Origin of the sequence: Pantoea sp. Mb-10 (assembly GCF_021272205.1) — a bacterium.
In the GTDB taxonomy this organism is placed as follows: Bacteria; Pseudomonadota; Gammaproteobacteria; order Enterobacterales; family Enterobacteriaceae; genus Pantoea.
Genome location: NZ_JAJSDX010000001.1, coordinates 299,222 through 311,281, shown reverse-complemented (window position 1 = coordinate 311,281; position 12,060 = coordinate 299,222). Strand labels below are relative to the sequence as shown.

General features: G+C 59.1%; 8 protein-coding genes. 5 read left to right on the top strand and 3 right to left on the bottom strand.

Features of this window, described 5'->3' with window-relative positions:
* Nucleotides 1–8: 8 nt before the first annotated feature.
* A complete protein-coding gene (locus LU196_RS01440; protein WP_232757957.1) occupies nucleotides 9–1,823 on the bottom strand; it encodes a glycoside hydrolase family 15 protein in 1,815 nt (604 codons plus the stop codon).
* Nucleotides 1,824–1,941: 118 nt separating this feature from the next.
* On the opposite strand from LU196_RS01440, the gene LU196_RS01435 reads away from it, so the two are divergent.
* Nucleotides 1,942–2,721 carry an SDR family oxidoreductase gene (locus LU196_RS01435; RefSeq protein ID WP_232757956.1) on the top strand — a complete coding sequence of 260 codons (780 nt, stop codon included), beginning with the start codon at nucleotides 1,942–1,944 and terminating at the stop codon, nucleotides 2,719–2,721.
* Here LU196_RS01435 and LU196_RS01430 read toward each other — a convergent pair.
* Entirely contained in the window at nucleotides 2,718–3,293 is a 576-nt protein-coding gene (locus LU196_RS01430) for a DedA family protein (RefSeq protein WP_232757955.1), read from the bottom strand. The genes LU196_RS01435 and LU196_RS01430 overlap by 4 nt on opposite strands.
* A gap of 168 nt (nucleotides 3,294–3,461) precedes the next feature.
* Here LU196_RS01430 and LU196_RS01425 point away from each other — a divergent pair, with 168 nt between their 5' ends.
* The 3 genes from LU196_RS01425 (at nucleotide 3,462) to LU196_RS01415 (ending at nucleotide 7,771) form a co-directional block, all read left to right on the top strand.
* Nucleotides 3,462–4,049 (top strand): Yip1 family protein, encoded by a 588-nt coding sequence (locus LU196_RS01425; protein WP_232757954.1) that lies wholly within the window; start codon nucleotides 3,462–3,464, stop codon nucleotides 4,047–4,049.
* Between the two features lie 180 nt (nucleotides 4,050–4,229).
* Nucleotides 4,230–5,168, top strand: a complete 939-nt coding sequence (pbpG, locus tag LU196_RS01420; protein ID WP_232757953.1) for a D-alanyl-D-alanine endopeptidase — start codon at nucleotides 4,230–4,232, stop codon at nucleotides 5,166–5,168.
* 161 nt (nucleotides 5,169–5,329) lie between these two features.
* Nucleotides 5,330–7,771, top strand: coding sequence for a DUF3772 domain-containing protein (locus LU196_RS01415; RefSeq protein WP_232757952.1), 2,442 nt, complete (start codon nucleotides 5,330–5,332; stop codon nucleotides 7,769–7,771).
* Between the two features lie 43 nt (nucleotides 7,772–7,814).
* Here the strand turns inward: LU196_RS01415 and dld are convergent, their stop codons facing one another.
* Nucleotides 7,815–9,524, bottom strand: a complete 1,710-nt coding sequence (gene dld, locus LU196_RS01410) for a D-lactate dehydrogenase (RefSeq protein ID WP_232757951.1) — start codon at nucleotides 9,522–9,524, stop codon at nucleotides 7,815–7,817.
* 154 nt (nucleotides 9,525–9,678) lie between these two features.
* On the opposite strand from dld, the gene bglX reads away from it, so the two are divergent.
* Nucleotides 9,679–11,976, top strand: coding sequence for a beta-glucosidase BglX (bglX, locus tag LU196_RS01405; RefSeq protein WP_232757950.1), 2,298 nt, complete (start codon nucleotides 9,679–9,681; stop codon nucleotides 11,974–11,976).
* Nucleotides 11,977–12,060: the final 84 nt, after the last annotated feature.

Genomic DNA, 12,060 nt, shown 5'->3' with positions numbered 1-12,060 from the left:
GAAAAGCACTATGGCTGCCACAGCGTGATCTCGTTGCTCAGTTTTCGGTTGAGGAAAAACGCCGCGCTGATCAGCGCCAGGTGCGTTAATGCCTGCGGCACGTTGCCCAGCGCGTTGCCGTGCGGGGAGAACTCTTCGGCATACAGGCCCAAAGGGTTAGCATAGCTGAGTAGCTTCTCAAATTCGGCGTGTGCCTCCTGTACGCGCCCGGCGCGCGCAAGACACTCGACGTACCAGAATGAGCAGGCAGCAAATGCCCCTTCGCCGCCCGCCAGCGCATCGGCAGGGGTTTCATGAATATTGTAGCGCCGCACCATGCCATCGCTTACCAGCTGGGCTTTGATGGCATCCAGCGTCGCGAGCCAGTCGGGATCGGTGGCGCCAACAAAGCGCACCAGCGGCATCAGGAGCATGGACGCATCGAGATAGCGGCCGCCGCGCGTGGCGGTGAAGTGGCCCAGCTCTGGGTGCCAGAAATGTTGCCAGATATCGTCGCGGATCGCGCTGCGCGCCGCATCCCAGCGCGCGTAGGGCATGGGCAATGAACGCTTCATCCCCAAACGCAGTGCGCGATCCAGCGCCACCCAACACATCAGGCGCGAGTGCAGGAAGTGTTCCGGCTCACCGCGCATCTCCCAAATCCCGGCATCCGGCTCATTCCAGTGATCGCACACGTAATCAATCATGCTGGAAACGTGGCGCCAGCCGCGCTGCGAAATGGCTTCACCGTATTTGTTCGCCAGATAAATGGCATCCATCAGCTCGCCGTAGATATCCAGCTGGGTTTGGCGCCAGGCATCATTGCCGATGCGCACCGGACGTGAATTGGCGTAGCCCGAGAGGTTCAGCAGTTCGCTTTCATGCAGCTCGGTGCCGCTGTCCAGACGGTACATCACCTGCAAGTGCGGCGTGTCTTCGTGGCTGTGTTCGACGCAGCGCCCGACCCAGCGGGTAAAATCGCGCGCTTCTTCCACATAGCCCAGCCGCATCAAGGCGTACATGCTAAAGGAGGCATCGCGGATCCACGACGCGCGGTAGTCCCAGTTGCGCTCGCCGCCCAACTCTTCCGGCAGACCAAAGGTGGCGGCGGCGGCGATGGAGCCGTGCTGATGTGACGTCAACAGTTTTAGCGTCAGCGCCGAGCGCTGCACCATCTCTTGCCAGCGCCCGCGATAAGAGCTGTGGCTGCTCCAGCGCCGCCAGTAGTTAAGGGTGTCGTGAAAGCAGCGTTCGGTGGCGATGTGCGCCACGTGGGGGTCATCATCGTTGCCAAACACGAACTCCGCGTGCTCACCCGCGTGCAGCGTAAAGGTCGCCACGGCGCTGCTCGCTTCACGCGTCATCACGACCGTGGCGCTTAAACGCAGCGTGGGCTGGCCGTCAGCCAGAAAGGCAATGCCGCCGGGGCGCAGCGCCGTACGGGTATCGGCCCGCGCATAGTCGTGACGCGGCGCGCAGCGCAGCGAAAATGTCACCGAGCCACGCACCATCTTGACCCGCCGCACTAAGCGCGGCACTTTGCCCTGCTCATCGCAAATGGGCATGTAGTCGGTGATTTCTGCTACGCCGGCCTCATCCAGCCAGCGGGTTTGCAGAATATTGGTATCCGGCAAATAGAGTTGCTGGCGACGGGCATCAGGCCAGTCGGGCGCAATCGAGAACAGGCCCGCGTCATCGCTGTCGAGCAGGGCGGCAAAAATGGACGGGCTGTCGAGTTCTGGCCAGCAGAGGTAGTCAATGGTGCCGTCATTGGCTACCAGCGCACAGGTGCGTAAATCGCCGATCACGCCGTGTTCGTCAATGGTGCGTTTTATTGCGCTCATTGCGCCTCCTTTGCCGTTGGGAACAGTTAACTATAGCCGAAACGGCGATTTCAGCAGCGGCGAGGCGCGGTGAGATAGCTTCTATACTGAAGGCACACCCATCAGTCAGGAGAACGTTATGGCGTTGAGCAAACAGAAAGTTGCCGTGGTCACCGCATCGGATTCGGGCATTGGTCGCAGTTGCGCGGTCATGCTGGCGGAAGCCGGTTATACCGTGGGCATTACGTGGCGCTCAGACGAGGAGGGCGCGCAGGAGACCGCGCGACTGGTGGAGAGCAAAGGGCAGGTGGCGCAGGTGCGTCAGCTTGATCTCTCCGATCCACAGGCGGGCGGGCAGCAGCTAACCCAGCTGATTAATTCTCTGGGGCGCATCGATGTACTGGTCAACAATGCGGGCGTAATGATGAAGGCGGATTTTCTCGATCTCAGCTTTGACGACTGGCGCAAGACCTTCAACGTGGACGTGGATGGCGCATTTATCTGCGGGCAGATCGCCGCGCGCCACATGGTGGATCAAGGCGATGGCGGGCGCATTATTAATATTACGTCGGTACATGAACATACGCCGCTGCCGGACGCTACCGCTTACACCGCCGCCAAACACGCGCTGGGTGGGCTCACTAAATCCATGGCGCTGAGCCTGCTGCCGCACCATATTCTGGTGAACGCGGTCGCACCGGGCGCGATTGCCACGGCGATGAACAACATGGGCGATGACGAGGCGCATCAGCGGCGCATGCCGGAAATCCCGATGGGGCGCCCCGGCGATCCGCGTGAAATCAGCAGTCTGGTGGCGTGGCTCTGTTCAGAGGGCGCCACCTACACCACTGGGCAATCCTTTGTGGTGGATGGCGGCTTTATGCTCGCCAACCCCCAGTTCAAAGGCTATCACGCTTAACCTGCACGGCGGCGATTCCAGCGGCGAATGAGATAGCGCAGTACCACGCCAAAGACGATCGCCGCCACCAGCCACAACAGTGGTTTGAGGTGCTGATCGAGCTTGTGAAGCCAGGGCGTAATCATCTCGCCAGCGAAGTAGCCGAGCGTGACAAAAATCAGCGACCACAGCGCCGCGCCAATCACATTTAGCACAAAAAAACGCAGCGGTTTGAGGCGGCTGGTCCCGATAATGATCGGCCCGATAATGCGGAAGCCATACATAAAGCGCACGCCAATCACAAACCAGCTTGGCCGCTTTTGTATCAGCCGGTTGGCTTTGCGAATGGTGTCTTCGTGCTTGCGGAAGCGACGCAGAATGCGCGTGCCGTAGCGCCGTCCCAGCCAGAACAGCAGCTGATCGCCGATAATGCCGCCGATCATCGCGGCCACCACCACGCCGCTGAAGTGCAGTAAGCCTTCATGCGCGGCGACCCCGCCCAGCAGCGTAAAGGTTTCCCCTTCGGCAATGCAGCCAATCAGCAAAGCAAAGTAGCCGTACTGGGTGATTAATCCATTGATATCCAGATGCAAACTGTTCTCCCTGTAAAAACGAAGCCCGGTAACAGTTTATACGCCCGCGGCTTTTTTTGGGGCGCGAGCCGCAAAAACAGCGCTGCGCATTATACTTGAAGGGAAGCTGCCTGAGTGGGACAGCCCAAGCGCTGACGTGGCAGCCCGTCGCATCAGAGGAGTGATTGTATGAATCATGTCTGGGGTCTACTGGCGCATCCGAATCAGGAAATGCACGCCATCAAGCAGGAAAACGAAAGCGTCTCGCACCACTACACCCACCACGTGCTAATGATGGCGGCGATCCCGGTGATCAGCGCGTTTATCGGCACCACCCAGCTGGGGTGGAATCTGGGTGAAGGGCAGTATGTTCAACTCAATGTGCTCACCGGTCTGGGATTGGGCATTATCTTTTATCTTCTTATGCTGGGCGGCGTGGCGGTGATGGGCCGCGTGATCCACTGGATGGCGCGGGATTATCCGCAGCGTCCGGGCGTTCAGCGCTGTACCGTGTTTGCCGGCTATGTGGCGACGCCGCTGTTTGTTAGCGGGCTGGTGGCGCTCTATCCGCTGGTGTGGCTGTGCGTGATGGTGGCGGCGGTGGCGCTGGTATACACCGGTTACTTGCTGTACGTCGGTATTCCGGTGTTTCTTAATATTGATCGCGACGAGAGCCTGCGCTTTTCTGGATCGACGCTGGCGATCGGCGTGCTGGTCTTTGAGGTACTGCTGGCGCTGACGGTGGTGCTGTGGGGCTATGGCCCGCGGCTGTTCTGACCGCGGTTCTAAAAGGGAGGCCTGCGGGCCTCCTTTTTTAACGCCCGGAAACAATCTACCTAAGAAATTTCGCAGGGAACCCGCTATGATATCGCCGCCAGCCCGCGTCCTCTCTGGCCTGACGTCGGCGGCCTGTGTCTCAACACAGCGTGAAACTTCTCACCGGATTTTTTTGACACGATGTCTGTTAACGTACGTATTTCATTGCTGTCACTGGCGCTGCTGTTCACGGCGTCCGCTGTTACGACGCCCGCGCTGGCCGCGCCCGCGTCACTCGCCAATCTGGCACCCATTGCCCAACCGCAAATCGCCTCTGGCAGCGCCATGATTGTCGATCTGGAGAACAATAAAGTGTTGTTCTCCAGCCACCCCGATCGCGTGCGGCCCATCGCGTCCATCACCAAACTGATGACGGCGATGGTGGTGCTGGATGCCAAACTGCCGCTGGATGAAAAGCTGTCGGTGGATATCAGCCACACGCCGGAAATGCGCGGCGTCTTTTCCCGCGTCAAACTGAACAGTGAAATCAGCCGCCGCAATATGCTGCTGCTGGCGCTGATGTCATCGGAAAACCGCGCGGCAGCAAGCCTGGCGCATCACTATCCTGGCGGCTATGACGCGTTTATCCGCGCGATGAATGCTAAAGCGCGCGCGCTGGGCATGACGCACACACGCTACGTTGAGCCAACCGGGCTGTCCATTCATAACGTTTCCAGCGCGGAAGACCTGGTGAAGCTGGTGAAAGCCACGCGCCAGTATCCGCTGATTGGCCAGCTGAGCACCACCAAAGAAGAGACTGCCGTGTTCAGCCATCCGAGCTATGCGTTGCCGTTCCGCAACACCAACCATCTGGTTTATAAAGAGGGATGGCGCATTGCGTTAACCAAAACCGGCTATACCGATGAAGCCGGACACTGCCTGGTGATGCGCACGGTGATGAACAATCGTCCGGTGGCGCTGGTGGTGCTGGACGCGTTTGGTAAATATACCCATTTTGCCGATGCCAACCGCCTGCGCGACTGGCTGGAAACCGGCAAAGCGGCGCCGGTGCCGGCTGCGGCGCTGGCGTATAAAAAGCAAAAATCGTCGCAAACGGCGAAGATTGCTGACGCAGAGTAAGCCGTGTGGGCGGCCTGTTGGCCGCCCGCAGAGGACGTAAATGACCCTTCGCGTGCCCGTTCATTTTACGCCTTCATTCCTATGGTTTCCGTTTTAAGCAGGCCCTACACTGGGCGCGATTTCCTCTTCAATTGGCCGTTTTCCGCTGGAATGACATTGATATGTTTAAGCTTCGTTTCCTGTTAACGCCTCTCTTGCTGCTGATGGTTTGTCTGGCGCCCGCGCTTAGCGTGGCGGACGACAATCCGGCGACCGCACAGCAGGAAGAGGACGCCGCACCCAAGGCTAATCCGACTGTCGAGCTGCCCAAAATGCAGAAAATTCTCGACAAAATTAAGGGGCAAGTTTCGGGTGATACCAATGAGAACCAACTCAATCAGCTGAATGAAATGGCGCTGGAGCTTTCGGGCAATGCCGAAACCCTGGGGCAGGCGCTGGTGCCGCAGATGCAGCAGCTGGACGCGCAATTGGCGGTGCTGGGACCGGCACCCAAGCCCGACAGCGGCGTCAAAGAGACCGCTGAAGTGACGCGCAAACGCGCCTCGCTGGGCAGCCAGAAAGACAAGCTCGCCGACCAAATCAAGCAGGCAGAAGGGATCAAAAATGGCGCGCTGATGCTCTCCTCACAGATTGTCAACCTGCGGCGCGATCAGTTAAAAAGCCAGCTGGCGCTGAACTCCGGCAGTATTTTTGGCCCGCGCTTCTGGGCACCGCTGATCAGCCGTCAGGATTTAGACGGCGAGAAGATCAGCGAGTTTATTAGCGAACTGCAGGACACCGCCGCGCTGTCGTGGGAGTCGGGCTGGCGCGTAGGCACCGTTGGTTGGCTGGTGGCGGCGATGCTGGTGATGACGCTGGGTCGTCGCTATGGCGAAGAGTTTCTTGCCTGGGTGAGCATTCATAAGCTGCCGGAAGGGCGTCTGCGTCGCAGTTTCTTGGCCGCCGCAATCGCGCTGACCACGCTCGCGGCGGTGGTGCTGACCTTTAACTTTGTGGCGCTGGCGTTCGCCCGGCGCGATGCAATCGCCGATGACGTGCAGGATTTTATCGATCGCCTGGTACGCCTGAGCGTTTATTGCGGACTGATTGCCGGCCTGGGACGCGCGTTTCTCTCCACGCGCCGCCCAAGCTGGCGCCTGCCGAGCCTGTCAAATGAAGTGGCGCTGGCGTTGAAACCCTTCCCGCCGATCACCGCGGCGCTGGTGTTTATCTTCCAGACGGTAGAAGCCTTTAACTACAGCGTTGGCACCAGTCTGAACACCACCATTTTCGCCAACGGATTGACCGCGCTGCTGATCGGTCTCACCGGACTGGCGATCAGCCTGCGTACGAATCGGGTACGGCGACGTATGGCGCATGAGGGCAATGCGCCCGAGGCGCGTCCGACGATTGTCGGGCTGATTCAGCTGGGACTTACGCTCACGGCGCTGGCCATACTGGTTTCGCTGATCATCGGCTATGTTACGCTGGCGCGCTTCCTGGCTTACGAGGTCATTACCTGCGGTATCGTGTTTGGCTCGTTCTATTTCCTGAGCCATTTACTCAACGATGGCTGCGACAGCCTGTTCTCGGTAAGTAACCGTACCGGTAAATGGTTGCAGACGTCGCTCAACATTGATGAACGCCATTTGCAGCAAACCGCTACGCTGCTGGCGGCGCTGGGCAAAACCGTGCTGGTGGCCTTTGTGGCGCTGGCGCTATTGAACGGCACCTTCGCCTCGTCCACGCCGATTGAGCTTATCCAGAAAGTGATTGAATTCTGGGGCGGCAAAGGCCTGGAGTCGCTCAACATTGTGCCTGCGCACATGGTCAATGCGATTCTGTGTCTGATCGTGGGCATCTATCTGCTGCGCGCGGTACGCCGCTGGCTGGATCAGGACTTCCTGCCGAAAACCACCATGGACGTGGGGATGCGCGTCTCGCTGATCACGCTGTTTAGCAACATCGGCTATGTGTTGGTCATTCTGCTGACGCTGTCGATCATGGGGCTACAGTGGAACAAGCTGGCGTGGATCGTCAGTGCGCTGTCGGTGGGTATCGGTTTTGGTCTACAGGAGATCGTAAAGAACTTTATCTCTGGCCTGATCCTGCTGACCGAGCGCCCGGTCAAAGTGGGCGATCTGGTGAGCATTAGCGGTATTGAAGGGGATATCCGCCGCATCAACGTGCGCGCCACCGAGATCCAGCTGGGGGATAAATCCACGGTAATCGTGCCAAACTCGCAGTTCATCTCGCAGAACGTGCGTAATGCCACCATGGGTAACGCGCAGGGCGTGGTCACTATCCAGCTGACCTTCCCGCTGGATATCGATCCGGTGCGGGTGCGTGAAATCTTGCTGGAGGTGTATCAGGAAAACGAACGCATTCTGGACACGCCTGAGCCGTCGGTTTCCTTTAAAGATCTCACGCCTGCGGGCATTGTGCTGAGCGTCACCGGTAACGTTGCCAGCCAGCGTCAAATCTCGGGCGCCAAGAGCGATCTGCTGTTTGATATGCTAACGCGGCTGCGTAAAGAGGGCATTGTGCTGTCCACGCCGCAGACCATGATCATTGAACGCCGTGCGCTGCAACAGGCGGCAGCGAGCGATGAGCTAACGCAATAGCATTGACGCGCGGGCGGCCAGAGAGCCGCCCGTCTTGTCTGGCTTAGGTTTTTACCGCCCACCCTTTCTGTTTACTGGTTTTACCAATGCCGGGATTAAACGTATTGGTTGGGTCCAGCTGACGATAAAACGCCTGTAGCTGCGGTTTCGCCTGATAAAGATGGCCGACGTTATGCTCTGCCGGATACTCGGCACCGCGTTCATTCAGCAGCGCAAGCATCCTCTCTTTCAGCGCGTGTACGTCCACACCTTTTTTCACAATGTAATCCTGATGGAAGACGTGGCAGAAGAAGTGGCCGTAATACAGGCGGTGCAGCAGCGCGTCGTCAAACTCCGGCGGCAGCTGCTCAAACCAGGTGCGATCGTTGCGGCGCAGGGCAATATCCAGCGCCAGAATATCTTCTACCTCATCGGCGTGCACCGCGTGGTAGCGCACCGCTGCGCCCGCCGCCGCAAAGCGGTGCAGGAAAGCGTGCGCCCCCTCTTTGGCATCGCACACGAAAAACTCGCCGCCGCCTTCGCGGAAGTATTCGTGCAGGTACGCTTGCGCTTCCGCCACGCCCTCACCGGACATTTTTAACATCAAGTGATGTTCGAACTTGTCGCGATACTGCTTGAGCCGCGCCGGCAGGTGGGACGGCAGCCAGCCGCTCAGCCGCTGCAGCAGGCGATCGGTGAGGTGCGGTTTAACGAAACTGCGCTTGTTAAGCCAAGCGTCCACGCGGCCTTTGAGCGTAAAGAACAGCGGCATCTTATCGGTGCCGAGTTTGTCGATCATCACGAAAGTATCTTTGCCGTAGACTTCAGCGATATCAAAGATGTCGCGGTGCATGTATTCGCCCGCCACCGGCAGGTTGGCGAAATGGCTGAGAATATGGCGACGCAGTTCGCCCAGCACCGCAGGATCGTTGGTGCCAATGTAGAACACCTGCTGTTTAGGCTCCGTGGGGAAGGTGTCGAGGCGCACGGCGAACACCGCCAGTTTTCCGGCGCATCCAGAGGCCTCAAACAGGCGTCGCGCATCGGCATTAAAGCGTGCAGGGGTATCAGCCTCGATATCGCGCACCCGCTCGGCGTAGTCATGATCGGAGGCGTGACGCTCGTCCCAGCGCACGTCGCTTTGCTGCCAGCGGTCATCATCCAGCCGCCCGAGAATCTCTTCCGGCGAGTGGCCCAAATCCATACCCAGATGGTTGACCAGCTTGAGCTTGCCGTGCTCATCACGCTGCGCGTAGAGTGCCATCTCGCTGTAGGCCGGGCCGCGCTTGATCAGGGAACCGCCGGAGTTATTGCAGATGCCGCCCAACACCGAGGCACCAATGCAGGAGGAACCGATCACCGAGTGCGGTTCACGGCCCAGCGGCTTGAGGGTTTTCTCCAGCTGGTAAAGCGTGCTGCCAGGAAACGCAAGCACCTGCTCGCCGCCTTTGATCAGTTGCAGTTTGTCGAGACGCAGCGTACTCACGATCGCGACCGGACGATCGTAGTCGTTGCCGCTCGGCGTTGAGCCTTCAGTCAAACCGGTATTGGCGGCCTGCATCAGAATCACGGCATCGGCCTGTACCAGCGCCTGCAGCACGCGCCAGAGCTCCAGCAGTGAGCCGGGGAAGATAACCGCCAGCGCATCGCCGCCGCCGGAGCGAAAGCCTTTACGATAGCGTGCGGTCTGTTCTGCATCGGTTAACACATGCGACGATCCGACGAGGCGACGCAGTTCAGCCAGCAGCGGAGAGTGAGAGATGTGAGTAGTCATTAGCCTGTCCTTGTCTATAACGCAGCGTTTTTACTGTAGCATGCAGCGTCGAGGTGGTCGCACTGTGACATCTGTGGCTACCTGCTATTCTGATGTTGTGGCACACTGCCCCGGTTATTTCATATTGCGCAGTTACTTAAGAGAACCCGACCTGATGAAATGGATTTACTCTGTTAGCCTCGCTGTTTCCCTTGCTATACAACCCGCGTTCGCGGAGACGCTGTTTGGCCCCCATCCGATGACGGAACAGGCGCGCGACGCTTTTGTGGATCAGCTTCTCAGCAAAATGACGCTCGATGAAAAGATCGGACAAATGCGTTTAATCAGCGTGGGGCCGGATACGCCGAAAGAGGCGATCCGCGACATGATTCAGCACGGTCAGGTTGGCGCCATTTTTAATACCGTCACGCGCCCCGACATCCGTGCGATGCAGGATCAGGTTATGCAGCTTAGCCGCCTGAAAATTCCGCTGTTCTTTGCCTATGACGTGGTGCACGGTCAGCGCACCATTTTCCCTATCCCGCTCGGTCTGGCTGCCAGCTGGGACGTGGATGCCGTGGCGGAAGTGGGACGCGTGTCTGCCTATGAAGCTGCCGACGACGGGTTGAACATGACGTGGGCACCCATGGTGGATGTCACGCGCGAACCGCGCTGGGGCCGCGTCTCTGAAGGATTTGGTGAAGACACGTGGCTCACCGCCCAAATGGGACGCGCCATGGTCAAGGCGATGCAGGGCAACAGCGCCGCCGATCGCTACAACATCATGACCAGCGTGAAGCACTTCGCCGCCTATGGCGCGGTGGAGGGGGGACGCGATTACAACACCGTGGACATGAGCCCGCAGCGGCTGTTCCAGGACTATCTGCCGCCATACAAAGCCTCGCTTGATGCGGGCAGCGGCGGCGTGATGGTGGCGCTGAACAGCCTGAACGGCGTCCCGGCCACCGCAGACAGTTGGTTACTGAAAGACGTGCTGCGTGATGAGTGGAAATTCAAAGGCATCACCATCAGCGACCACGGTGCCATTAAAGAGCTGATCAAACATGGCGTCGCGGGCGATCCGCAGGAAGCGGTGCGCGTGGCGCTGAAGTCCGGCATTGATATGAGCATGAGCGATGAGTACTACAGCAAATATCTGCCGGGTCTGGTGAAAAGCGGGGCGGTGAGCATGGCGGAGATCAACGACGCCGCGCGCCACGTGCTGAACGTCAAGTATGACATGGGCCTGTTTAACGATCCCTATAGCCATTTAGGGCCAAAAGCCAGCGATCCGCAGGACACCAATGCGGAAAGCCGCCTGCACCGTGCTGAAGCGCGCGATGTCGCGCGGAAAAGCATGGTGCTGTTGAAAAACTGGCGTGACACCCTGCCGCTGAAAAAAGAGGCGACGGTGGCGCTGGTAGGGCCGCTCGCAGACAGTCAGCGCGATATCATGGGCAGCTGGTCAGCCGCAGGCGTAGCCAAGCAGTCGATTACCCTGTTGCAAGGTATGCGCAACGCCATGGCCGGTAAGGGCACGGTGCTGTATGCCAAAGGGGCAAACGTCACGGATAATCCGGGCGTGCAGGCCTTCCTGAATCAGTACGAACCCGCCGTGAGCGTGGACACGCGCTCGCCGCAGGCCTTGATTGACGAAGCGGTGGCGCAGGCGAAAAAAGCCGACGTGATCGTGGCCGCCGTGGGTGAAGCGCAGGGCATGGCGCACGAAGCGTCCAGCCGCAGCGAGCTCTCCGTGCCGGCCAGCCAGCAAAAACTGCTGGCCGCGCTCAAGGCCACCGGCAAACCGCTGGTGATCGTGTTGATGAATGGCCGCCCGTTAACCGTGGTCAACGAAGATCGGATCGCCGATGCGATGCTGGAAACCTGGTTCAGCGGCACCGAAGGCGGCAACGCTATCGCGGATGTGCTGTTCGGCGATTACAACCCGTCTGGCAAACTGCCGATGTCGTTCCCGCGCTCGGTGGGACAGATTCCGATCTATTACAACCATCTGCCTACCGGTCGTCCGTATAACTTCGCGAAACCGAACAAATACACGTCGCATTACTACGATGCGGTCAACGGCCCACTCTATCCGTTTGGCTATGGTTTGAGCTACACCACCTTTACCGTCTCGCCGGTGAAGATGTCCGCGAAAACCATGCCGCGTAACGGCACGGTGGAGGCCAGCGTGACGGTGACGAACACCGGCAAACGCGATGGCGCAACGGTGGTGCAGATGTACCTGAACGATCCGGTGGCCAGTATCAGTCGTCCGGTGCAGGAGCTGCGCGGCTTCCAGCGCATCATGTTGAAAGCCGGTGAGTCGCAGACCGTGCGCTTTAAGATTGACGTGGATGCGCTTAAATTCTGGAATCAGAAGATGCAGCAGGTGGCCGAGCCGGGCAAATTCAATGTGGCTATCGGGCTGGATTCCGTGCGTACCCAGCACGGCGAGTTTGACTATCTCTAAGCGTTAGCCTCAAGGTGCGAGCGGCCTGAGCGCCGCTCGCCCGCACGGATAGCGTGCGTCCACCGCGGTCGCACGCTATGCTAG

Coding starts and splice junctions, on each gene's coding strand:
- LU196_RS01440 (WP_232757957.1), bottom strand. CDS start 1,823: ATGAGCGCAATAAAACGCACCATTGACGAACACGGCGTGATCGGCGAT.
- LU196_RS01435 (WP_232757956.1), top strand. CDS start 1,942: ATGGCGTTGAGCAAACAGAAAGTTGCCGTGGTCACCGCATCGGATTCG.
- LU196_RS01425 (WP_232757954.1), top strand. CDS start 3,462: ATGAATCATGTCTGGGGTCTACTGGCGCATCCGAATCAGGAAATGCAC.
- pbpG (WP_232757953.1), top strand. CDS start 4,230: ATGTCTGTTAACGTACGTATTTCATTGCTGTCACTGGCGCTGCTGTTC.
- LU196_RS01415 (WP_232757952.1), top strand. CDS start 5,330: ATGTTTAAGCTTCGTTTCCTGTTAACGCCTCTCTTGCTGCTGATGGTT.
- dld (WP_232757951.1), bottom strand. CDS start 9,524: ATGACTACTCACATCTCTCACTCTCCGCTGCTGGCTGAACTGCGTCGC.
- bglX (WP_232757950.1), top strand. CDS start 9,679: ATGAAATGGATTTACTCTGTTAGCCTCGCTGTTTCCCTTGCTATACAA.